14 protein-coding genes are annotated in these 24,105 nt (G+C 63.6%); 5 read left to right on the plus strand and 9 right to left on the minus strand.

Features of this window, described 5'->3' with window-relative positions:
* Nucleotides 1-597: 597 nt before the first annotated feature.
* Together KF708_09365 and KF708_09370 are read left to right on the plus strand one after the other, a co-directional pair.
* A complete protein-coding gene (locus tag KF708_09365; GenBank protein MBX3412884.1) occupies nt 598-2,322 on the plus strand; it encodes a DUF1549 domain-containing protein in 1,725 nt (574 codons plus the stop codon).
* A 78-nt stretch (nt 2,323-2,400) separates the two neighbouring features.
* The gene (locus KF708_09370; protein ID MBX3412885.1) at nt 2,401-3,651 is read left to right on the plus strand and encodes a DUF1501 domain-containing protein; all 1,251 of its coding nucleotides are present in this window, start codon (nt 2,401-2,403) and stop codon (nt 3,649-3,651) included.
* 15 nt (nt 3,652-3,666) lie between these two features.
* Here the strand turns inward: KF708_09370 and KF708_09375 are convergent, their stop codons facing one another.
* Entirely contained in the window at nt 3,667-5,118 is a 1,452-nt protein-coding gene (locus KF708_09375) for a hypothetical protein (GenBank protein MBX3412886.1), read from the minus strand.
* Nucleotides 5,119-5,426: 308 nt separating this feature from the next.
* Between KF708_09375 and KF708_09380 the strand changes: the two genes are divergently transcribed.
* Nucleotides 5,427-6,629, plus strand: a complete 1,203-nt coding sequence (locus tag KF708_09380) for a hypothetical protein (protein ID MBX3412887.1) — start codon at nt 5,427-5,429, stop codon at nt 6,627-6,629.
* Between the two features lie 108 nt (nt 6,630-6,737).
* Here the strand turns inward: KF708_09380 and KF708_09385 are convergent, their stop codons facing one another.
* Both KF708_09385 and KF708_09390 read right to left on the minus strand, forming a co-directional pair.
* The gene (locus KF708_09385; GenBank protein MBX3412888.1) at nt 6,738-7,970 is read right to left on the minus strand and encodes an FAD-binding oxidoreductase; all 1,233 of its coding nucleotides are present in this window, start codon (nt 7,968-7,970) and stop codon (nt 6,738-6,740) included.
* Between the two features lie 12 nt (nt 7,971-7,982).
* A complete protein-coding gene (locus KF708_09390) occupies nt 7,983-9,245 on the minus strand; it encodes an aromatic ring-hydroxylating dioxygenase subunit alpha (GenBank protein ID MBX3412889.1) in 1,263 nt (420 codons plus the stop codon).
* Between the two features lie 28 nt (nt 9,246-9,273).
* On the opposite strand from KF708_09390, the gene KF708_09395 reads away from it, so the two are divergent.
* On the plus strand, nt 9,274-9,753 hold the full coding sequence (locus tag KF708_09395; protein ID MBX3412890.1) for a hypothetical protein: 480 nt from the start codon (nt 9,274-9,276) through the stop codon (nt 9,751-9,753).
* 6 nt (nt 9,754-9,759) lie between these two features.
* Here the strand turns inward: KF708_09395 and KF708_09400 are convergent, their stop codons facing one another.
* From KF708_09400 to KF708_09425, 6 genes are all read right to left on the minus strand, one after another.
* Nucleotides 9,760-10,764: an HD domain-containing protein gene (locus KF708_09400; protein ID MBX3412891.1), complete on the minus strand. Its 1,005-nt coding sequence runs from the start codon at nt 10,762-10,764 to the stop codon at nt 9,760-9,762.
* Between the two features lie 120 nt (nt 10,765-10,884).
* Nucleotides 10,885-17,055, minus strand: a complete 6,171-nt coding sequence (locus KF708_09405) for a hypothetical protein (protein MBX3412892.1) — start codon at nt 17,053-17,055, stop codon at nt 10,885-10,887.
* A 165-nt stretch (nt 17,056-17,220) separates the two neighbouring features.
* Nucleotides 17,221-18,135, minus strand: coding sequence for a cupin-like domain-containing protein (locus KF708_09410; protein ID MBX3412893.1), 915 nt, complete (start codon nt 18,133-18,135; stop codon nt 17,221-17,223).
* Nucleotides 18,136-18,146: 11 nt separating this feature from the next.
* Complete coding sequence (locus tag KF708_09415) at nt 18,147-19,499, minus strand: GNAT family N-acetyltransferase (GenBank protein ID MBX3412894.1); 1,353 nt, start codon at nt 19,497-19,499, stop codon at nt 18,147-18,149.
* Nucleotides 19,500-19,702: 203 nt separating this feature from the next.
* Nucleotides 19,703-20,602 (minus strand): GGDEF domain-containing protein, encoded by a 900-nt coding sequence (locus KF708_09420; GenBank protein ID MBX3412895.1) that lies wholly within the window; start codon nt 20,600-20,602, stop codon nt 19,703-19,705.
* A gap of 145 nt (nt 20,603-20,747) precedes the next feature.
* The gene (locus KF708_09425) at nt 20,748-23,195 is read right to left on the minus strand and encodes a heparinase II/III family protein (GenBank protein ID MBX3412896.1); all 2,448 of its coding nucleotides are present in this window, start codon (nt 23,193-23,195) and stop codon (nt 20,748-20,750) included.
* Nucleotides 23,196-23,453: 258 nt separating this feature from the next.
* Between KF708_09425 and KF708_09430 the strand changes: the two genes are divergently transcribed.
* Entirely contained in the window at nt 23,454-24,029 is a 576-nt protein-coding gene (locus KF708_09430; protein MBX3412897.1) for a hypothetical protein, read from the plus strand.
* The last annotated feature ends 76 nt before the right edge of the window (nt 24,030-24,105 follow it).

Genomic DNA, 24,105 nt, shown 5'->3' on the forward strand with positions numbered 1-24,105 from the left:
AGCACAATCGTTTGCATCTCAGTAACGCCTTGCAGTAAAGCTACTTGCGAATAGAGAGAGGTGGCGTTCCTGAACGATGGGCCGAAGCGGAACCGAGGCCCGAGGTTGAGTTGGAAGCCCCTGCCCCCCCGGGGGCTTCCAACTCATTGTTGCAAAACGATACAGCAAAATTGCACACGTGTTGCACTTTTAGACAGTAGCCAGCCCAGCGATTTGACCCCCCAGTCGATCGCAGGGCTGGCTTTTTTTGTGACTGGGAGAAATCGTGCGAGGGGCAACGAAGGCGAGGCAATGATCTTAACTTGCCCTCGCTGACGCTTTTTTGAAGTGGCGCTTTTCGCGGCATCGTAACCCGAAGCGTCAGCGAGGGAGTACTTTGCTCGACGTTCTTTGCAGGAACTCCCTCGCTGACGCTTCGCGCTTAGGATGGGCTGATTTGCCGAATACAGACGCCAAGGAACCTCGAAAGGCACAACTTCAAAGAGCGTCAGTGAGGGGAAATCTGGATCGAGTGCGAAAACTTTGACAGCATTGCTCGCACGGTTAGCATAAAATCTTGTAGTACAAGCGTTTGCCGAAGATTCGGCGGAGACCGAAATGCCAGTCGTTGCCAGCCGCCTCTCCCCGCTCGCCTTGTTGCTTGCCGCGCTCGTGGCATGGCCGGCGCTGGGGGCGAACGAGACGCCCGAACGTCCCCAGGCGCCCGCCACAGAGCAAGCGCAGAATTCGCTTGGCGCTGCCCGTAGTGACAGCGCGGTCATCGAGGCGATCAACGCCCGGATCAAGCAAGGCTGGGCAGACGCCGATGTTAGTCCTTCTTCGCGGGCGACCGACGGCGAGTGGTGCCGGCGCGTCTATCTCGACGTGATGGGGCGCATTCCGTCGCTCGATGAAGTGACAGCATTTCTGAAAGACCGCGATCGCGACAAGCGCGCCAAGCTCGTCGATCGCCTGCTCACCAACGACGACACGAAGGATCGCTATCTCGAACAGTATGCCCGGAACTGGGCCACGATCTGGAGCAATCTGTTGATCGGTCGCACGGGGGGCATGGACAATCGCAGCCTGATCGATCGCGACGGCATGCAGCAGTATCTACGCCGTTCGTTCGAGCGCAACAAGCCGTACGATCGGTTGGTGTTCGAGTTGGTGAGCGCCGACGGCGTCAACAAGCCGGGCGAGGAAGACTACAACGGCGCCGTGAATTACCTGGTCGAAAAGCTCGACGAGGATGGCGTGCAGGCCACGGCGCACGTCTCGCGTTTGTTCTTGGGCGTGCAGGTGCAGTGTACGCAATGCCACAACCATCCGTTCAATAGCTGGAAGCAGGATCAGTTCTGGGGCATGAACGCCTTCTTCCGGCAAGCCCGGCCGCTGCGCACGCGCGAGGGGCGCAACGTGGTCTCCGTGCGGTTGGCCGACCAGGACTACACGGGCTCGAGCCGCGATCCCAAGGATGCCACCGTCTCGTACGAGCTGCGCAATGGTGTGCTGGCCGCCGTGCCGCCGCGATTCATCGATGGCACGGAGATCAATCCCAGCGGCTATGTGACCGAAGTGAATCGCCGCGAGGAGTTGGCCCGGCTGATCACCGCCTCGGACGAAATGCCGCGGGCGATCGTCAATCGCACGTGGGCGCATTTCCTGGGTTACGGCTTTACGCGACCGATCGACGACATGGGACCGCACAACCGCACCTCGCATCCCGAGTTGCTCGACGAGCTGGCGCTCGATTTCAAGGCCAGCCAATTCGATCTCAAGCGGCTGATCCGTTGGATCGTGCTCAGCGAGCCGTACGCCCTGTCGAGCCGAGCTGGCAAGTCGAACGATAAGGACGATCCCGCGCTCGGCAATCCGCCGCTGTTCAGTCGCTTTTACCTACGTCAGATGCGGGCCGAAGAGTTGTACGAATCGCTGCTCGTGGCGACGAAGGCCGACGAGACCAGCCAGAAAGATCAGGATGCGATGAAGCGGCAATGGCTCGGCCAGTTTGCCATTGCGTTCGGCACCGACGATGGGGAAGAGGCAACTACGTTCAACGGCACCATCCCGCAGGCGCTGATGATGATGAACTCCGACCTGGTGCAACGTGCCACGGCCTGCGAACCAGGCTCCATGTTGCACGATGTGGTACAAAGTCAGTTGCCCGACAAGGAAAAGATCAACCGCCTCTACCTGGCGGCGCTCGCGCGCCCGGCGACGGGGCCCGAGATGAAGCTGGCCCACGAGTTGTGGCAGGCGCGTGGGGGAGACTCGTTGAGTGCCACACAAGACATCTGGTGGGTGCTGCTCAACACGAATGAATTCATTCTCAATCACTAATCGAATCACCCAGACCCGAGCGGTCGAATAGCGAGGCGAGGATCGGTCATGCGACGCTTGTTGACGACGCCCACGGGAATGAACCGGCGCCACTTCCTGCAGCACCTGGCGGCCTCTTCGGCCCTAGCGGGGACGGCGCTGCAATTCACGTCGACGATGCAGGCGCATGCCGACGATCTCAAGAAACGCCACAAAGCGGCCATCCTGCTGTGGATGGGAGGCGGGCCGAGCACGATCGATATCTGGGACCTGAAGCCAGGGGCCAGCACCGGCGGCCAGTTCAAGCCGATCTCGACCGCCGGCGATCTGCAAATCTGTGAGCACATGCCGCTCGTCGCGCAGCAGATGCAGCACCTGGCCGTGGTGCGCTCGATGAGCACCCGCGAGGCCGATCATAATCGTGGCCGCTATTACATGCACACGGGCTACGTGCCCAATCCCGACATCATGCACCCCAGTTACGGCGCCGTCATCGCGCACGAGTTGGAGAGTCAGTCCCCCCAGCTCGAGATTCCCCCCTTCGTGTCGATCGGCGGGCCGAGTGAAGGGCCGGGCTTCCTGGGCATGACCTATTCCCCCTTCGTCGTCGACTTCAACGGGCAGGTGCGCAACCTGCAGATGGGGGTCGAGTGGGATCGCATGCAGCAGCGCATGCAGATGCTAGGCGCCGTCGAGACGAACTTCGTTCGCGAACGGCGCGGCGCGGCGGCGGAAGACCACTCGAAGGTCCTCGCCAAGACCTATCAGCTCATGACGAGCAAGCAGATGGAGTCCTTCAAGATCGACCAGGAGCCCCAGGCCGTCCGCGAGCGTTACGGCACCACGGGCTTCGGCCGCGGCTGCCTGATGGCCCGCCGGCTGGTCGAGACGGGGGTCTCGTTCGTCGAGGTCGATCTCGGCGGCTGGGACAATCACATGGGGGTCTTCACGGCGCTCGAGCGCCGCTTGCCCGAGTTGGATCAGGGCATGAGCGCGCTGGTCGAGGATCTCTCCCAGCGTGGCCTGCTCGAAGACACGGCCATCATCTGGATGGGCGAGTTCGGCCGCACGCCGCGCATCAACGCCACGGCCGGCCGCGACCATTGGGCCCGTAGCTGGAGCGTCGTGGTCGGCGGCGCCGGCATCAAGGGAGGCATCGCCGTCGGCGCGACGAACGAGGACGGCACCGAGGTCGACACGAGCGTCGCGCCAGCCTACACGTCGCAAGATCTGATGGCCACGGTGCTCAGTTCGCTGGGCATCCCGCTCGACAAGAATTTCACGAGCCTGAACGGGCGGCCGATGAAGATCGCCAACAGCGGTCGGGTGATTAAAGAGCTAGTGGCGTAACACGATAGAGAGCCACTACTCGTCCCCTCGCGCATTCAGCCGCAGCCGGTCAATATAGATTTCCACTTGGTGCCCGCCCGCTTGGTGGTTGAAGAGGCCGAAGCGGTTCACCGTGACGCCGCGCTGGCGCTCTTCGGGCGAGATGGCGAACGTCTTCTTCGCGCCGTCGAACTCGGCGGTGATCGTGCCTCCCCCGGTCTCGTCGTCGGGGTGGTAGCTCAATGCCCAGGTGTGCGTGCGACCGTCGGGGCGGATGACGGGCCAGCCGTCGTCGCCGTCGGCGGTGCGGCCGGTGCGGTCTTGCAGACCATACGCGGGTCGCACGTAGTGCCCGACGCGGCTGGGGCCTTCGATCAAGAGGGACAGATAATTCACCTGCCGGGCTTCTTGCTCCGGCGTGTCGTTCGCCTGCTTCGTGGTGGAGTCGAACCAGCCGAGATAGACGCCGCTGTCGGAGGCGGCCGCCACGAGCGACAGGCGGCCCGCGGCGTGAAGCTCATCGTCGAGCGAGAACGGCCCGACCGGCAGACCGTAGTAGCTCGGCCGCTCGTCGCGAAAGATGATGCCGCCGAAGGCATCGTCGGAGAGGGGATTGTTCGTCGCCACGGCGTCGGCCACGTGGCCGTAGTCGTGCCAGGGCCGCTGCACGCGCTCAACGAACTCGACGTCGTTGCCGCGACCCTCCCAGCGGGGATCGCGGTCGAACGTCCACTCGCGGCCATCGACCGAGAGGTCATCGAGGTACAACTCGAGGGGCGCGCCGGCGATCTGCACGTTCCAGATGCCAAAGCGGTTCAGCTTCGCACCGTCGCGCTTGTGTTCAATGGGCACCTCCGTCTCGTAGCGGCGGTCGTCGATCTGGAACGTGAGCGTGCCGGGCTCGTCGGCGCCGCGCGGGTCGTAATCGAGCGACCAGGTTTGCGGCCGGCCATCGGTCTTGAAAGGAGGCGTCGCCGTCGTCTGATAGCGATCTCCCTCGAACGCGCCTCCGCCGCCGGTCTGCCACGACTGCGTGCCGTACTCGTAGAACATCCAGAAGCTGCCACCGTTGCCATCGACGCGGATGCCGACGGAGTTCGGCGTGCGCCAGCCGCGCGAGCTTTCGTGGAACCAGCCGAACAGGGCGCCGCTGCCTCCTTCGGCGCCGACCACGGCGAGCTTGCCCTCGGCATGAAGCGGGCGATCGAGCGAAACCTCGGAGATCGGCACGCCGTACGTCGCCGGCACGGTCGAACGCTGCACGCGTCCGTCAATCTCGCCCGGCGCCCGTCCGCTGGCGTGATTCGTCGTGCGGTAGCCAAAGTGTTGCCGAATCGTCGGCGGATCGACGAGCAGTCGATTCCGAAAACCCTCCCACGGCGCGTGAGCGGTGCTCGCGGGGCGATCTTGCGCTCTCGCGGAGCCTGTGATTACCGGACCGGCGAACAGCAGACTGACGAGCGCGAGACAAGAGGCAGACGATTTCATCGGTCGAACCTGCGGATCGTGCCGAAAGGATGGGGTTTACCGACGCTCAGATTAGCGTTCCGTGAAGACCGAAGCACCAGGCGCAGCCGAGGAGTTTGGAAAAACTCCGCACGCCGTCGCCGGGACGTGGCATCGTCGGTCGCGGCTGGTTAAGTTGGTGCGTTTCGTGTCCCACGCCTCTCGTTCGTTTTGAGGTTCGGTTGCCCGTGTCGCACGATGCTCGTCCCGTTTCGAGGTGGCTGTCGCGTGCGCCGGATGCGGTCTTTACGACTTACGCGATCGCGGCTTCTTTTTCGGCGTATTTTGCCATGTACGCCTTTCGCAAGCCATTCGCCGCGGCCAGCTTTGCCGATCAGCACTTCGGCGCGGTCGACCTGAAGACGGCACTCGTCATCGGCCAGATCATCGGCTACGCGCTGTCGAAGTTCATCGGCATCAAGGTCTGTTCCGAGATCACGCCCAATCGCCGCGCCGCGGCACTGGTGCTGCTGGTGCTGTGGTCCGAGCTGGCGCTGGTGATGTTCGCCGTCGTGCCACCGGGCTTGCAGATCGTGGCCATTTTTCTGAACGGGCTGCCGCTGGGCATGGTGTGGGGAATGGTCGTCGGCTATCTCGAGGGTCGCCGCACGAGCGAGTTGCTGCTGGCGGGCTTGAGCTGCTCCTTCATCCTGGCCAGCGGCGCCGTGAAGGACGCCGGACGCTGGTTGATGCATGGCTGGCAGGTGAGCGAGGCCTGGATGCCGGCCGCCACGGGACTGTTGTTCTTGCCGATGTTTCTGGCGGCTGTCTGGGCCTTGGATCAGATACCCGCCCCCAGCGAAGCGGACGTCGAGGCGCGCGTGCTGCGCGAGCCGATGGATCGCCAGCGGCGCTTCGCCTTCGTGCGCGAGTTTCTCGTCGGGCTCGTGATGATGCTCGTGGCCTACTTCTTTCTCACGGCCTATCGCGACTTCCGCGACAACTACGGCATCGAGATCTTCACCGAGCTGGGCTACGGCGAACAGGCCACGATCTTTACCCGCACCGAGTTGCCGGTCGCCTTCGGCGTCATGGGGGCGCTCGCCGCGTTGTTCCTCATTAAGAACAATCGGCTGGGCCTCTTGGGAGCATTTGCCCTCATGGTCGGAGGGACCGTGCTCCTGGGCATTGCCACGCTCCTCTTCGATGCCGGCGCCATCAATGGCGTGTGGTGGATGGTGCTCGTCGGGCTGGGGTCGTACCTGGCCTACGTGCCGTACGGCTCGGTCTTGTTTGACCGCTTGATCGCCTCGACCGGGTTTGTCGGCACGGCCGTGTTCGCCATCTACGTGGCCGATGCGATCGGCTACACCGGTTCGATCGGCGTGCAGCTTTACAAAGATCTGGGACAGGCCGAGGTCTCGCGCTTCGGCTTCTTCCGCGGCTACACCTACTTCATGTCGGTGCTGGGCACGGTGCTGTTGGTGGCCAGTTGCGCGTACTTCCTGGCTCACGATGCGCGAGCGAACCGCAACAAACAGACTACGAACTAGCGCCTGCACTCGGTTCTTCCTTTGCGCACTTCGCGCCTTAGCGGTAATCATTTTCTTACCGCTAAGGCGCGAAGTGCGCAAAGGGACAAAGCCAAAAGAGCGATTGGCTTAGCACGATTCGATCGTGTAGTAGGTCTCGTAGACTCGGCGGGCTTCTCTTCTTGCTTCGTCCCAATCCCAGGTTCGATCGTTGAAGCGGTCGGGGCTGAGAGCGCGGACGTAGTCGGAAGGCTTTTCGGCGAAGAGCGATTCGACGAGCAGCTTGCCGATGCCGGGCGAGCCGGAGATGCCGTGCGCGTTGCAGCCGCCGGCCATCACGAAGCCGGGGACGCGCGAGCTTTCGCCCAGGATGAAATGACCGTCGGGAGTGAAGGTGGGCCAGCCGCGGCCGATGCGCGTCTTTTGCGATCCGCGCGCGGCGGGAAACAGCGGCGCGAAGCGAGATTCGAAATCGTCGAGGACCGGCCAGTCGGGCTCGAGCGCCGGCGGCTCGCCGGCCAGCTCGTAACCGCGCGGGTCGGTGTCGAGGCTCGTCCCTTCCCAGCCGCCGAGCAACAGCGCCTCGCCATCGGCACGCCCGTAGAGCGAAAGATCGGGAATGCGGAAGCAAGGCAGATCGGGCGAAAGGCCCGGCAGCGGCACCGAGACGAAATACTCGTGCCGCACGGGCACGATGGGAAACTCGAGCCCGACCAGTCGCGCCACGTGATAGGCATGCGCCCCCGCGGCGTTGATGACGTACTGGCAATTTACCGTGCCGCGCGATGTGTGTACCGCTGCCACACGGCCGCCACGCAACTCGATCGACTCGACCGCCGTCGACGTGGCGAAGCGTACGCCGCGCTCGCGGCACTGATACTCGTACGCAGCCACGACCGATTGCGGCCGCATGTAACCATCGGTTGGGCACCAGAGAATCGAACGCGCCGAACGGAGATCGATCGCCGGCCAACGGCGCGCGGCGGCCGCCTGATCGACAAATTCGACGTCGAGCCCGGCTTGTCTTGCGGTTGCGTGCAACGTTTTGAACATCTTCGCCGCGCGATCGGAGAGCGCGATGCGCAGGCTGCCGACGGCGTGCCACTCGGGCTTGACGGGGGCGTCGCGCTCGAGCTCGGCGAACGTCTGCGCCGAGTGCATCGCCAGCCGCGTGCGGTCGGCGCTCGTGCGGACCTGGCCGCACAGGCCGGCGCCTTGCGACGTGGTGGCGCTTGCCAGCTTCTCGGCACGTTCGACGAGCAGGATATCGTTGTGCCCCGCCTTCGCCAGCGCATAGGCCACACCGCAGCCCACGGCCCCTCCGCCGATGATGACGAACTTTGCGTCTGCCAGCTTTTCCATGCTTGAAGTTGGTCAACCCTGGGTTAGTTGTTGTAGATACCAGCGCACGAAGGCGTCGACGTTGTACTCTTTGTACGTGGAATAAGGACCCGGTTTGTAGGCTTGCGAGCAGATCCCGCGCTGTGCCCGATCGCAGAGCTGCCAGTCTTGCTCGGAGGTGAGTTGCCAGAAGGGGAGCAGCCGTTCGAGCTCGTAATCGCGCCCTTCGACGGCATCGGCCGCGATGAGCCAGGCCACTTGCGCACGCGTCTTCGCGCGGCCGGCCGGCAGCAGCCGCGTGGCGACGGCGTGATCGCAGCTCGCGTGACACCAGAAATTCGGCAACGTGCGGACGCGCAGCGTGCCGACGTCGGGATCGCGGTAGTCTCCCATCAGGGGCGCCACCTGGCGGCCGTCGAGACTCTCGCTCACGAAGCCCTCGACCAGGGGCGTGCGATTGGCCGAGTACCAGATGCCGCGCTCGGGATCGGGAAACGTGGTCATGCCGGTCTGGCGATGCGTGACGGCCAGGCCGTCTGCCGCCCATTTCGTCTCGCTACGAGAGACCGCGGCATCGATCTCGCCGCGGATGCGCGGGCTCGTATCGTCGGCGTTGTAATGGTCGAAGTTCGCCTTGATGTATTGCGGATGATTGACGTTGCAGTGGTAGCACTCGCGGTTGTTTTCCCAGACGAGCTTCCAGTTCGCGTCGATGTCGTATTCGATGAGGGCCGCAATCTTGGCGCGATCGAGCCCTTGCGGCCGCAGCAGAGGTTCGAGCAGCTCGCGCACCGCCGCGAAGTCGGGAGCCCGCTCGGCAAGCGACACGAAGACCAGGCCGGCGAGTACTTCGACGTGGAGCGGCAAGAGCCCGAGCGATGCCTTGTCGACGTCGTGCATACCGCGGCAACTGACTAGTGCCCCGTCGCGAGCATAGACCCATTGATGATAGGGGCAAATGATGCGTCCCGCGTGTCCCAAGGGAGCGTCGCAAAGGATGGTCCCCCGATGGCGACAGATATTGTGCAGCGCGCGAATCTTGCCGTCGTCGCCGCGGATCACCAGGATCGAGTCGGTGTCGACCTCGAACGTGAAGTAGTCGCCCGGCTGGGGGATCTGGCAGGTATAGCCGGCGACCAGCCAGCCGCGCCGCCAGATCTGCTCGACGTCGGCCTGATAGATGTCCTCGCACACGAAAAAGTCGCGCTCGAGCGTCTGGTTTGCTTTGCGGCGCGCGATCAAGTCGGCGAGGACTTCTAGTCGCGTGTCGCGAAGTTTGGCAGGTAGCTCGACCATGCCCACTAGTTTAGCTTTCAGACTCGGAATGTCCGAGAGCTTATTGATTCGTAGCAGCGCGTCTCACCTGCAATTCATGCAAACGTATGCGTTCTTCGAACCAGGGCAGCGCCACATTCTGGACAAAGTCATGAATTTCCCTGAGGCACTGTTCGACGGCATCCTCCCCCCACCGGAATCCGAAATTGTATTTCCGGCCTCCCGGGCAGTTCTTGCAAGTCCATTTATCAGCAAATTCAACAATCGAACTTCGTTCCGCACCGCCTGCGGGATGGAATGTCATGCCAACTCGAAACAATGGGCTGCTCCGGAACTTTTGCAACCATACACTGCACGAATGCCCATTGATGTCACGCGAACAACAGCCGCGTGCGTCCTTGGTAAAGCCAAGTTTCTCCAGCGTGGGGGCCAAGCGACGCTTTATCGTGGCAGTGCGGCGTTTTTCGATATCCTTGTCCAACATGGCGGCTCCGCTGCTTTTGGCGTTCTGATCGCCTTTGGTCGGTAATGGATTCTACGTCGAGCCGCGATAGATCTTCTGGTAGAGCGTATTCTTCTTCGACGTCATGTGGCCGGGGTTCGTGTCGTCGCGCAGCGCGGCGTACATCATCTCGAACTTGGCGTCGAGATCGTCGGCGTAGTGGACGATCAAGGCCTCGGGGGTCATCGGCGGCTTGGGCGAGCCCCACTCCGGCAGCCGCTGGTGCGAGAGGATGATGTGCTCCAGCCGCAGCAGGAGGTCGGCATCGACCGGGTAACGTGTCGCCGCTTCGCGGACGATGTCGCGTCCCTGGACGAGATGGCCGATCAGATTGCCGGCCGCCGAGTAGGCCGCCCCCTCGGGCTTCAACTCCAACTCGTGCAGCTTGCCGATGTCGTGCAGGATGCCGCCAGCGATGACGAGGTCGACCTTGAGCGGTGGTTGCAGCTCGGGATAGAGCGCCGCGTACTTCTCCCCCAAAAGCACGCAGTTGCGCGTCACGCTGAGGACGTGCTCGAGGTAGCCCCCTACGAAGGCGTGATGGTTCCGCGTGGCGGCCGGCAGGACGAGCAACCGCTCGGCGTTTTCTTCCATGATGCCGACGACGAGCGCCCGGAGCGCCGGATCGGCGATCTTCTCGCGCGCGAGGCCCTGCAACTCGGCGAACATGGTGGCGGGGGCGAAACGAGACTGTGGCAGGCACATGCCAGGGTCGAATCCCTCGGCTTCGTCGGCGGGCACCGCCTCGCGGATCTTCACGATGTCGAGCTGTGGACCATAGTTCGTTTCGCGATAAATGGCGCGGAGCTTGTAGAACGCGCCGGGGGTCCAGTGGTCGCGGCAATCGGCTGCCCAGGGCGAATCGCCCCAAATCGGAAAACTCACCTCACGGCGGGCATCGCGAAAGCCCACCTTCCAGTAGGGCTTGCCGTCGCGGGTGGTGAGGGCCTCTTTCGAGGACATGAGGGCGAAGAGATCGGCCTCTTGATTCGGCGTCATTTCCGCCAGCGCGAGCAGTGGAATCGTGCGCGTCGCCATGATTTGCCCCCTCGAAGGAATCGCGTGCGAATCGAGCCACGCCGGCCGAATCGCGTTCGGCCGACGAGCTTGCATCTTAACGCGCGAAACGGTCGGAAGATACCAATTGCTTCGAGCAGATCACGCCTGCCAGTGTCGCAGGTTGTCGACCACGCGGAGCACGTCCTGCCGTTTCTTCTCGAAGATAGCGAAGAGGACGATGATGGCGATGCCCGCCGCGGTGATGCTGGCGGCCCAGATCCAGGTCTGATGCAGGTTCACGGCGGCGTGGTAGATGATCGTCACGATCGACAGGATCAAGAAGCCCGTGCCAAGGAACAAGAACGCGCGGACCCGCACCAGGATGCCTGCGAAGATGCCGCCGAGCGACAGCGCCGCCAGCACGAGCGGCAGCCAGGGCGCCTGGGCCACGCCGTTCAGGAAGATGTCGGCCGTGCTCGATAGATAGATCGTCATCGAGGTGATGTAGCGGATCGACGTCATTTGGACCGGCGAGAGACGATCGCGATTCAAGTAGGCCGCCGCGAGCACGCACAGGGCCGGCGGAATCAGCCAGAGTTGCGGGTGCTGGAGCAGTCCGACACCGCCGACCTGATGCAGGTAGTGCCACAAACCACCATTGGCGGCCAGCGCCGCCAGCAGCCCAAAACCGAACGATTTGCGCGTCACCGCCAGCGTCGCGTAAAGCCCCCCCACGATCAGCAACACTACCGAGTAGTGCGTGCCGCTGGGGAAGAACCAGAATCCCAGCACCGGAAGGAGCGGCAACAGAATGCCCGTGCGCTCGAGCGGCTCGGCAAGGATCTTTTGCTGCCGGCGCGCAAACCACTCGCCCAGTCCCACGCCGAGGAACGCGATGACCATGACGATCAAGGGCCAGAACTGCTGGAAGCGGCCAGAGAACAACCAGGGCATCGTCACGCGAATATGCAGGAACAAGAGCGCGAGCACTGCTTCGGCGGCGTAGACATACGCCATGCGTCCCCGTTCCGAGAGCGAGAGCGGATCGCGACCGGGCACCAGCGCCGCGCCGAGCGCCGCCAGGAAGAGGGCGCCCAGGGCAAGTGCCACGGCCAGGATGCCGTGCCAGGCGAGCGGGACCGGCGTTTCCGCGGCAAAGTATGAGACCTCTTGCAGCAGTACCACGGCAATCGAGGCGACCAGCGCTACGATGAGCACCGGCACGAAGCGCCGTGCGGCTTCGATCCAGGCTGTCCATCCGGCCGGCAAGCGGTTGAAGCCCAGGCTGTAGAGAATCGCCGTAACGACGAGCGCCACGCAGGTGGCGACGCTGCGTGCCAGGATCGGCGCTGCGACGGTCGGTTCGATCCACGACCAGGCCAGCGCCACCATGCCGAGCATGCCTACTGCGAGTGCCGCGATACGCAGGTGATGTCGCTCGTTGCCGCGCGCGAGCATCGCCAGAGCGAAGGCCTGCGCCAGCGCGGCCTGCGCGGCCGTGACGCGGAGCATGCGATCCGTGCTGCTCAGTTCGATCGCAAAAACGAGCGCCAGCACGATGCCGATCGCGAGTACCGTAACCGGCACCATCCAGATCAGGCCTTCTGTCTTGCCCGCGGTGCGGGCCGGCATGCGCAGCCGCTCGGCCAGTAGTTGCAGGCCGGCGCGTCGGCTCCAGAGATAACTCGTGGCCAGGTTGAAGGCGCCGAGGGCGATCGCTCCGCGCCAGACGAGCGCCTCTCCTTCGAGATTCAAGGCATCGAGATAGTTCAGCACCAGCGCCAGGCCATAGACGTAGAGCGAGAAGACTGCCTCGCGAGCGCGATCATCCCACAGGCACGCGATTGCCGCGATTCCGACCGCCGCGATGGCCCCGCCCTGCCAAAGCGTAAAGCCCGTGAGATACTCGCCATAGAATTCGGCCAGGAGCAACAAGGCCAACATCAGGGTAAGGACCTTGACCGAGATCCAAGTGGCCGGGCGATGAAACGGCAGCATGGCCGAGCCGTCCACCTGGTCGCGCCACGGGCGAATCCAACGCAGCTCGACCAGCAACCAGAGGACGACCGGCAAGGCGAGCGCGATCAAGTTGAGGTAGAAGAATGCCGGCACGCTGGCATCGCCGCTGGGACGCCACGGGTTGTCGTCGTGGACGTACCACAGCGTCGTCGCGAGCAGCAGCAACATGCCAGCCAGATAGAGATACCGCCGGCGATACGACCACAAGGTGACGAGTACCGCCACGTAGGCCGTGGTCTTGACCGGAATGCTCGACCACCAGATTCCTTGCGGATCGTCGTCGTAGCAGCGGAAGGCCATCATCACCACGAGGGGGATCGAGAGCACCGCCCACAACGTGACGGCCTGGCGACGGCGAGCGAGAAACTCGGGCGCGGCGCTGCGATACCAGAGCCACGCCCCCGCGAGAAGCAACGCCGGCGAAAGGGTGCGTCCGACGATTAGCGTATGGAACGCCAGCCAGTTGCCGGTATCGTGTCCGGCCGCGAAGAGGGCCGCGAGCGTGGCGGCCGACCAAAGCCCCACGGCCACCAGAGAGATCGACACCACCGGGGCGCGCCGTTCCGCCAGCAAGAGTGCTAGGCAGAAGCTCAGCGCCGTGGCCGTCATGCCGAGCAGTGTTGCTCCTAGCGCAATCCAAGGCGATACGGGAGATGGCGTGTCGACCAGCGACATGGTAGCGGGTAGCAGCACCAACAGGCTCAATCCTAAGCCGAGTGCTCCCTGCAGAACGTGCAGAGGATGCACTGCGTAGAAGGAACGCTCACGGCGCGCCTGCCACCAAAGGGCCATGAGCCAGGCGAGTCCGTAGGTGCTGGCCACCGCCGCGTTGATTTGGCCAAGCTGAATCCATAGCTCGACGTCGTCGAGCAAGAGTGTCGTGCCGGCCGTAAAGAGCCACGCCAGCGAGGTCGCCAGATTCGTGACGAGACCCGCGCCAAAGGCGAAGACCGCCGAACGCTCGCGAATTGCGTGCCCCACTAGGACGGCCGCGGCCAAGGCGAGAGGGAAGGCCAGGTTCGCTGCCAGTCCGATCCGCCCGAAGGCCGACCCGCTGCTGGGGCCAAGCACGGGATCGTCCAGCAGACGCATGAGGGCCACGTACAGCGCGATAACGACGACCGGTATCAGCGTGAGGAACACGAGCACCAGATCGATCGCGCGTCGGCTATCTGGGCTGCTTTCATCGGTGCCGGCGATACCGGCGCGCATGCCGAGTGCGGTCAGCCCCGAACGGTTCCAGACCACCACCGACATGGCGAAAAATCCCCCCGTCAGTGTCCAACGCAAGGCCGACGCTGTCGCGACTGCGGATTCAAAGGGGGCGGCGACTAGCAAGCAGGCGCTCGTGCCGAGCACGAGCAGGCCCAGGAAGCGCGCCAGCGCCGGTTTCTCCCACAGGCCGACCACGAGCAGGATCGACACAAGGCCCCACAGCAACCAGGTTCCTCCTCGTCGCGCCGGCTCGTGCGGAATCAAGGCATCGGCAAAATTAGCGGCACTCGGTACGACACGATCGACGCCGTCGTCGATCATCGATTGCGGTGCTTGTGCGGCAATCGCCCGTACGGTTTGCTCGTTGGCCAACTCCTGCAGTGTGCCGGGCAGCGCGGCATAGGCGGTTAATCCCAACAATCCCAGAACCAGCATGCCGGTGGCAAGGTAATCAATCGAGACAACCGTCGGCCGTTGCAATAAAGATCGCAGGGGCGAGAACCTGTTGTCCTCGCGCCGACAGAGGAACCAGCGCAGTGCCAGCCAGGCGAGACACAGGCAGGCGGCTACCGATCCCTGCAATTGCAGCATGCGAGGATCGTACAACGGTTCAGCCGAGGTGGCGTACCAGGCCTGGCGCGAAGCGAAATCGAGTGCGCCCAGCCCGGCAACACCGAACAGCGCGGACTGCGACAGATCGAACAGAACGGACGAGCGACGTGAGAGCGCGCTTAAGAACCACACGAGCGCCAGTACCGCGACATGCGCAGCCAGCGGTATCAGACGCAGCGCATCGTTCGTCAACGGAATGGTCAACAGGTAAAGGCCAACCTGCAGTGCCGCAAACGCCGACGTGATGAATCCCGTCGTAATCAGCGCATCGTGTACGACGAGCCCGTTCGCTTCGGGGTTGCCGGCATCGTTCCGGGGGCGGCGTCTGAGCGTCAGCGAGGCCAGAAGGCAAACGAGGAGTGCGTGTGCCGTGGCCGCGGTCATCCAGGGGGCCGCCAACACATGTCCGTCCGCCGGACGGTAGACGATGCCTTGGACGAGCGCGAGCGCGAGCAACGCAGAACCGGCATAGGCCGTCCACCTGCGAAGCCGAACGGCTCTCTCCTGCCCTGCCATCGACTCGGGCCAGGGAAGCATCGCCGCGATCAGCGTGGCTACTGCGTACAACGCATAGATCAGCGTCGCGTGATGGGGGTCGCCCGATACGCGAAAACCGAACAGCGTGACCAACGTGAGACTCAGGACCGCCGCTGCGCCGGCGATGATCGCGTAGTAGCGGGCATCGAACGGACGCCGCAAGCGATACCATACGGCGGCGCCCGCACCATAGAGCAGCGCCAGCACGGTCAGGGCATTGCCGCTCGAGGCGGAGAGCAGAGCCTCGGTTGTCTGCTGGGTGGTAACCTCGCGCCACGGCAGTACCCCACGCACGACCTGCACGAGCAGGAGATAACCAAGTGCGAAGGCAACCCCCGCCAAAAGATGTGCCGGCGCCAACTCGACGGCCAGCGCCACCGTGGTCAGCACGACGAAGCACAGGCCCGCCACTGTCACCAGCAAACCAGGCTCCGGCCATGCCAGGACAACACCGCCGAGCATGATGAGACTGCCCAGCACGGTGAGCGCCGTCCCCGCCGTACGCAGCCCCGACAGCTCGATGTTTTGCACGCGGCGCCAGAGCAGCAGCCCCACCGCCATCGTCGGAGCGCCGGCGAGTGTGACCAGCGGCGCTAGTCGCTGCATCGTCTCGGGAATGTTACCCGAAAGGGCCAGCAGCAGTCCGCAGGGAGGCAACGCCGCGAAGGCGGTGACGCCCAACATGCGCAACAGCGCATTGATTGCTGGTTCCTTGAGTTCCGCATTCTTGCGTAGCCGCGCGATGAGGGTGGCCACAGCGCCGCCGTGACACAAGAGGGGCAGCGCAGCCAGGATGTAGAGCATCGAGTCCGGGGCGTTCGGGTCGATCCAGCGCCGCACCAGGAGCGACGAGATCGACGCCCCCATGACCCCTGCCGTCATGGCGATCGGAGCCGGCGTGACGATCGCCCGTCCGGCCAGAAACACGAGCGTCGAGAATAGCCCGAGCGAGAGGACTTCTCCCACGAGCACCTTGGGGTCGGAGGCTAGCGCCCCCTGCGTGAAGGCGGCGATCGAGAGAAAATTCAGCGGCACCAGCAAGGTGGCAATCGCCAGCACGCCGCGGCTCGTGGTGGGCAACTTCCATTTCCGCGCCGTGTAAAAGCCCAACGCGAAGAGCGAGGCGGAGACGCCGTTGAACAGACCGAACTTCAACAGCGGCCGGGCGGCGATTTGCGACCAGAAGCTGATCACGAGGGCCACGGAGCCGCCGACGATCAACAGGCCACCGACCAACTCGCCCCAGCGGACGTTCTTTTCCTCCATGAAGGCCGAGAGCAAGTCGGCCAGCCCACGCTGGCGTGGCGGAACGGCCACGACCGAAGCACTGGCAGGAGACGGCCCCTGGGGTGATACAGCCGCGGCGGCAGGTGTGCCTGGGATCTCTTCAGCCGCGACGTAGATCGGGATCGTGGGGGTGACGGGCAGAGTCGGGGACGCATCGTGCCGTGGGGGGGACGCCTCGGTCGGGACAGAAGGTTCGATCGATTCCGCGACCGCGAAGGTCGGCTCGGCAATCATCTGGGGAACGACGAGCGAATCATCTCCCGGGGCGGTCGAGTTCTCGGTGACCGTTGCCGGCAGCGGCGTGCTAGGAAGGGTGGCCGGCGCAGATTGAGCCAGACGCGTCTCTTCGGCGGCGACAGAAGCGAGCAATCGCTGGAACGAATCGGCGGGAAGCGATCCCTCGCGTTGTAGCTTTTCGAGCTGAGCCCGCAGCGTATCGAAGGCGAAGGCAGGCGCATTTAGCGCAGGGGCCTGCCAGCCGCACGTTGTACAGGTGTGGCCTGGCATCTCCACGCCGCAGCGTTGGCACCGCGCCGTGGACGAGGGCTTCGCTGCCGAATGGAACAGCGCGCGCCAGATGCCGCGCAGGATCAAGAACATCACCAGCAGCGCGATCGCCAGTGAAACGAGCAGGCAGAGGCCGCCGATCAGGACTTCCACGCGAGCAACTCCGGGAGCGATGTGCGCCAGGCGAGACCGTCTGGTCTCAAGGCGACATCGCTGCCCAAATATAACTCGCCAGGATGGATCGCACGGTGCGGCAGTCGATCTATCTTGTTACGGGGTAAGGCGATCTGCGGAGCGACGGCGGGCTCCGCTGAGACCCTAGTACGGTGTCGGGCGACGGGAGTCATTCCCGCCGCCGACGAGGCGTTTGGCCCCTCGCAGCGTGCGAATAAAGCCGTATTTAACGCCATCGCAGAGGGGCGACTTGCCCACCGGGTTCGGTTCGAGCCCCAAACGCCGCATTTGACGATTGAACCGGTAGAGGGACTGCCGTCGCAGCGAATCGTCGGTCTGGAACGTGATGCTGAACGAGATCGACACGGCCGGTCCGTTCTTGACCCAGTGTGGGGCGGCGACGGGAAAATGGAGCCCCTCGCCCGGCAACAGCTCGAACAATTCGCCCCGGTTGCGGAAGGCGTCGTCGAACGGAATATTGCGGTGCGCGCCGGCGAAGAACGATTCGACGTCGCGCTCCGAGATCACGACGCGATCCTCGCGATCGAAAAGATAGACCTCTTTTTGGCCGCGGATTTGCAACAAGAAGTTGTTTTCCGGATCGACGTGGAAGGGGGTGACCGAGCCGGGCGATGAGATGAAGATGAAGCCTTCGCGGCGGCACATGCCCGGTGCCACGGCTTCGGTATAGGGGCGCATCGCGTCGAGACAGGCATCGAGCATGGCGCCGTACTCGGTGTCGGACTCGACGTTCTTGAGCACCATCCACGAGCTACAGTCCTCGATCCGCGCGATCGTTTCTTCGATGCTCAGGCCGTTGCGAGGCGTCTTCTTCGGGTCGTGGCTGACGGGAAGATTGCCCGGGTTGTATTCCACGCGCGATTCCGGCAATCGCTGGGCGAGCTCGACTAGCCGCGAAAGATCGAAGAGTGGATGATCGCTCAAGTAATGTTCGATCTTGAACGGGCGTCGATTGAAGCAGGCGCGGAACTCGGCAGGGTCGAGTTGCCCCAGGGGCTGATCGAGGGCTTGCGGATCGGCGGCGAGCATGGCGTTCATCGAGCGGGCTCCTAGCTTTCGAGCGTGGTTGCGGTGTTTCGGCGAGGGCGCAGCGCGGCCATCTTGCGCTTGGCCCATTTGAACAAGGGGGAGCTGGCCAACAGCAGATCGCCCGGCGCGCGGCCTGTAGCGAACCACAACGACGCAATTGTGCGGCGGTCGTGCCAAAGGCGGTTGATCATGGGATGGTCCTGGATGGCACAGGAGTCCATCCAGGTACAGTCGGGACGCTCGTGCAAGCGAGCGATGTTCTCTATTTCGAGCAGCGTGCCGGGCGAATACGACGCGTACGATTCATCGAAGGCCACCTTAAACGCAAATCCGGCCGAGTGGCTGAGAAAGTTGCATTTCATGGCGATGGAACGTCCCTGGAAACGCATTGCCAGCAGCATCAAGCGGCCACGCACCACGGCTTCTTCGGCGGCATTCCGGAAGAATGTCACCTCCTCGTGGCGGCAGGCAATCGCGGTTCCTTGCCGGCCCTTCCAGCCGCACGCCTCGAGTTCGAGAAACTCGTCGAGCCATGCGGCAAGATCGTCGCCCGGCTGCCAGAGGGCATACTCGAGCTGCCCCTGCTCGGCCAACCGCCGCTCGAGACGGCGCAGTTCGTGGCGTCGCTTGCGTGGCATGGCCGCCTGCGCGTACGCTTCGGCATTTTCGGCGGGTCGAAAGACCGCGCGCGTGTGTCGATCGGTGATCCAAAAGGGGCGCTCGCGCCGGTGCAGTTCTTCGACCAGCAGGCGTTCGACGTCCCCCCCTGCGCCCAGCAATTTCCATTGCACGAGTGCGGCGCCTGCGTGTGTACCGACCCAATCGAGAAACGCTCCGAACGTCTCGGCGGCGAAATCGCGGCGCACGAGTGGCGTGCAAAGGAAACAATGCACGTAGTGCCACAGAACGATCGTGGGGCAAGGGATACCGTGATACGTGCGACGACGATCGAGCGGGAACATGCCGCAGAGCACCGGCGGACCAGCCGGGTATTTGCGATTTGCGCCAAAGACGAGCGCCACCTCGACCTGCGCTCCCGCGGCAATGGACTCCCACGCCGGCAGGAAGAGCGCCGGTTCGTAGAACACGTTTGGTTCGAGGGACATCTCGGCCAGACGTTCCCACGCGGCCAGGTGAGCACGCAATTCGGCTGGGCTGCGCACGATCTCGACCCGCAGCGGACCGTCGGGCAGATCGGCGGCGACTTTTTCCTCGCGTGCCAGCGCAGGAGACGGCGCGGCCTTCTCGGTCTTGCCCGCTTGCCGCTCGGTGGCCGATGGCTTGACGTCTGCTTCGGGAAGCTCCGGGGCCCAGGGAATGGCCACCTCGAACGTCGAGGCCCAAACGCTATCTTGTGTGCTTTCGAATTCCATGCAGGCCCGGCCAGACTGATCCTGGGTCAACGAAGCTCCGTGACATCGATTCGCCGCGAGCGCGTGGCATGTACGAACCGATACGGCTGCCCCCCGCGCGGAGGACGCCTAGAAAAACTTAGTTCAAATCCAGCGGGGGGGATGAACGCGTGGACGCGATTTCGCCCCTTTAACCACGTCCTGGCAGCGCAACCGGACGGTGTTTAGCAGGCGAGGGCCGGGGTCACGTCGGCAGCCTGGGCGCCGATGTCCAGTTCCTGGATGGAATTCTTGCCGCTGCGTTTGGCCTCGTACATCAGATCGTCGGCGGCACGAATCAATTCATCCACCGTATCCGGAGCGGTGGGAAAACTGGCCACGCCGACGCTGAAGGTGACGGGCCAATCATGTTCGAGCATGATCGCCGCGAGTTGGGCCAGCGACTTGTCGAGCGCCGCACGCACGTGTTCCGCGCAGGTTTCGGCAAACAGGATGACGAATTCGTCGCCTCCCATCCGCGCGGCCAGATCCGACCCGCGCGTGCTGCCGGCCAGCGATTTGCCAATCGACGCAAGCAGCTCGTTGCCCGTGGCATGGCCGAGCAGATCGTTCACGCGCTTGAAATTGTCGCAGTCGATGAAGGCGATGCTGATGGGGCGCCGGTGACGGCGTGCGCGGGCGAGTTCCGTTTCCGCGGCCTCGAAAAAGCCGCGGACGTTCAATAACCCCGTGAGGGCGTCGCGGCGCGCTTGGGCCTTCTCGCGATCGAGCACTATCCGCAGTTGCCCGATCGTGCCGGCGAAGGAGGCGAAGACGATGAAACGCATCACGCTCTGCCAGAACTTGAAGAGACCCGGCAGCGGAACCTGCGGCACGACAAAATCGTCGAGCAACCAGAGCACCGATGACAGCAAGGCCACCCACAGCGAGGCGCGAAAACCGGCCACCCAGACGGTGACGGCAACCATCGGCAAGTAAAACACGGACAAATCAAGCTGATCGCCGGTGGCGTAGTCGAGCGTCCCAACGCAAAGCACCATGCCGTAGATGAAGGCAAACTGCACGCGGCGTTTGGAGCGGCGCAGGCGTTCGATGCCGCGGACGATGTAGGAAGAAGCAAGCATGGTGTACGCGTCAGAAGATGACCTGCGGCGCTGGCAGTTGGGCGTCTGGTGGAGTTATCCACCCAAACATAGCTCGCACGCATGTGCGAAACGGAGTGCCAGGCGGGCCGAGCCGCGTCGTGGGCCGAATGCCCCGTCACAGTCGTTAAAACTGGCGCAGGCGGCGGTAGCGCCGGGCGAAACCCAGGAGGCCGATTCCCCCGAGCGACAGCAGAATAGCCGTCGAAGGTTCGGGCACGGCGATGACCGAGAGGACCAGTTCCCCTCCCTGCTCGAGCACGAGCTGCGCGTAGCCCGTCTGATTCGTGAAGGAGAGGGGGATGCCGTTCAACGTGGCGCTTACGATATTGATATCGAACAACTGCAACTCGGTGCCGGCGAAGAGACCATCTTCGGCGAGCGTACCGTAGATGGCATCCTGCTCGAAGAGCAGCGAGAGCGTCACCGGATGCGAGGCCTCGAGTACACGGTCGCCGTGGTGCCGCAACGAGGTGCCCTCGACGATGAGCGAGCCGCTCAATTCGCCATCGATCTCGCGCACGTAGGCATAAGGAGCGTCGCTCGTCAGCGGGCCAACCGTGCGTTGGATCTCGGTCCATTGCGCGAGAATGGTGTCGGTCCAGCCGGCAGCCGCATCCTGCACGCGGAGCCCCAGGTATTCATCGCTCGAGGTCAGCCGGGTGAGTTCGAAACGCGAGGGCGCGCCCGCCTCGGCAGTCTCGATGACGCTGAGAAAGGCCGCGTCGCTGGCATACATCGACGCGGTCATGCGCTGTGTCTCTTCGAACTGATCGAACTCGTCGTGCATGTAGATGCTCGACAGGTCGAGGACCATGTCGTGCGTCGAGATAAGGTGTTCGATCGCCTGCTGGCCGCCGTGCTCCCAGGCCACTTGCATCATCTGCGGCGAATCGGTCAGCACGGTCTGCGTGCCGCGACCGACGAGGTTGAATCCGTACCAGTGGTCATCGTCAGATCGCATGCGATCGAAGACGACGAAATATTCCTCGCCGGGGAAGGCGATGCTCCGTGTGACGTCGGTGCCGCGGTAGGTCATGCCGAGGCTCGAGAAATCGCTCACGCCCACGAAGCCGCCATGCTCCGTGCTGTCGAGCCGATTCGTGTGCGTGAAGTCTTCGGGGCGCATCGTGCGGCCGCCGTCGCCATTTTCGGGATCGAAGAATGCGGGTACGACCGGATCCCCCGCCTGTCCGTCAACGAGCACCACGTTGTGCCAGTCGCCGTGTTGGGAATCAAACCCGGCTGGCGTGTTCGAGATGTCGGTGCGCGCATAACCGGGGGCCACGAGAATATAGTGTCCGCGCGAGGAGACGAGGATCTCGCCCGTATCGTTGTGAGAGTGGAACGCCGCGACCTTGATCGGCCCGTGCGTGCTCGTGGCGGCGCCGTGGGGACTGTCGATGCCGGCGGACAAGAGCAGGTAGTCGCTCGTGGGTCCCCAGTTCTGACGAAAAACGGAGACGTGGCTCTGTCCCATGGCCAGGAATGTGGGGGACGTCGTCGGTTGGTGAGGCGCGACGTTCGTGAAGTCGGTCAGCGCGAAGAAGGAGCTGTACGAGTAGTCGTTGAGTTGCAGATTCGTGTTGGCGAAGGGATTCGGCGGCAGCGAGTTCAAGTACCACAAAGTCTGCGCCGCGGTGTCCGGATTCGTCGATTGCGAGAACAGGTTCACGCCGACGCCGTAATTCAGGCCGTTCGATACGTTGGGAGTCGTGCCGTCCGGTTTCCGCAGCGCGATCGACATATCGATCAGCGGTTGGAAATTCGGATATAGATCGACGCCCGAGGCCTGCTCGTACGCGCGGGTGAAGAGCGACACGTGTCGCATGATGTAGTTGAGGTAGTGCCCCTGGCCGTCGGTATACCAGCCGTCATCGGTCGTGCTGTAATTGAAATGCACTTGCAGATCGCCGAGCCCCTGATTGAGGAGCGTCTGGCTGCGCAGCAAGACCCCCGCCAAGGCTCGTGTCGCGCCGATCTTGCCTTTCGCGTTGCTGTTGGTGAATCCACTTGCAAGGCTTTGCGTGGTGAGCGCCAACTTGGTGCGAATGGCGTCGCGCGTTGCCTGAGGTAAATCCGCGAGCGGCGCGAGACGGATAAAATCGTAAGCCGATAGATAACTGGTAACGACCTCGGGGCGGGTGATCGTCGTGCCGCCGGGGACGTCCATGAGCAACAGTGCGCCGACGGCCTTGTTCAGATCCGCCACATTGCCCGTCATGGCATAGCGCAGGCCAGCCGATTGAGCGATCGACGAGTCCGTGGCGGCCTGGCTGTAGGTGGTGGGCACCACTCCGCTGGGAGTCTGATTCGCGCGGCCATTGACCGTGTCGCGCCAGAACTGCTGCGTCGCGTTGAGGGGCGAGAGCCAGACAGCCCGAAAATCGTCGAGATCGTTGCCCAGAATGACCGAGACGGTGTCTTTCGTTTCGGGGGGTAGGACCCCCGTCAGCGAGCCAATCGACATTTGCGCTAGTGCCGGCCGCGCATCGTCGAGTGAAAGAAAAAATACCAGGCCGGCCACGCTGGCGGCGAGCGCCGCGCGCCAGAGTAGCGACGCGAATCGAATCACAAGCGGGCTCCTCTTCCCTGCTCCGGCGTGGCTTCCCAGGCACGCCGAACCGAGCCGCGGCGCCACCCTTGTGGGCCGGGCAAAGCAGCCACGATTATAGCCGGCCCCCCCATCTCGTGCAGCGAATTTGCCAGATGTCTCGCGCCGGGACGGTCCGATTTGGCCAGCTTTTGCTACCTTGAATCCGCTCCTCTAAACTTCCAACCGAGGGGTGACGACAACACGGCCCTTGGCGGCCCCAGGGAAGAAGAAGCACTCTTGCTCGACGATCACCCCCCCCAGACCAAGACCGATCCGTCGCAGCATCGGCCGATCGAGGCGCCGCGATTCACGCTGCGCTCCATGCTCTTGGTCGTCGCCTTGTTGAGCGGGTTGTTTGCTCTCTTCAGCGTACTAGGCACGACCTATTCCGTCATTCTGATCTGGTCGATGTTGCTCATCGCCGCGCATGTGGCTGCCAATGCCTGGGGGACGCGCCAGCGACGACTCAACGCCCCCGCAGGCAGCCGAGATGGCGAATCGGAGATCGACCCCCCCTCGGTTGGCCTGGCCACGATCCAGGCGGCATTGGCTCCCGCCACGAGACTGCGCGAACGAATGGGGATCGATCGTTACATGATCGCCGTCACGTGCCTGGGAGCGTTCGCCGGAGGGATCGCCGGCGGAATGATTCTCGAACGCCAGTATTGGCAAACGGCCGGCTTCGAAGCGATCCTTTTTGGCGCCCTCTCTTCCGCGGTGCTCGGAGGCTTCCTGGGCTTCCTGGTGAGCAGCTTTCTACGCGTGGCATTGAAGGCGCTGCACGAGGCCGCCAACGAACCTCGCCATGAGTAAAAGGCCATCGGCTTGCTGGTTAGGATGCTCGTTCCGGTCAAGTCTCGTGCCTCACGCCTGTGGTGAGCCGCCCGTT

The sequence above is a fragment of the Pirellulales bacterium genome (assembly GCA_019636335.1).
Lineage (GTDB): Bacteria > Planctomycetota > Planctomycetia > Pirellulales > JAEUIK01 > JAHBXR01.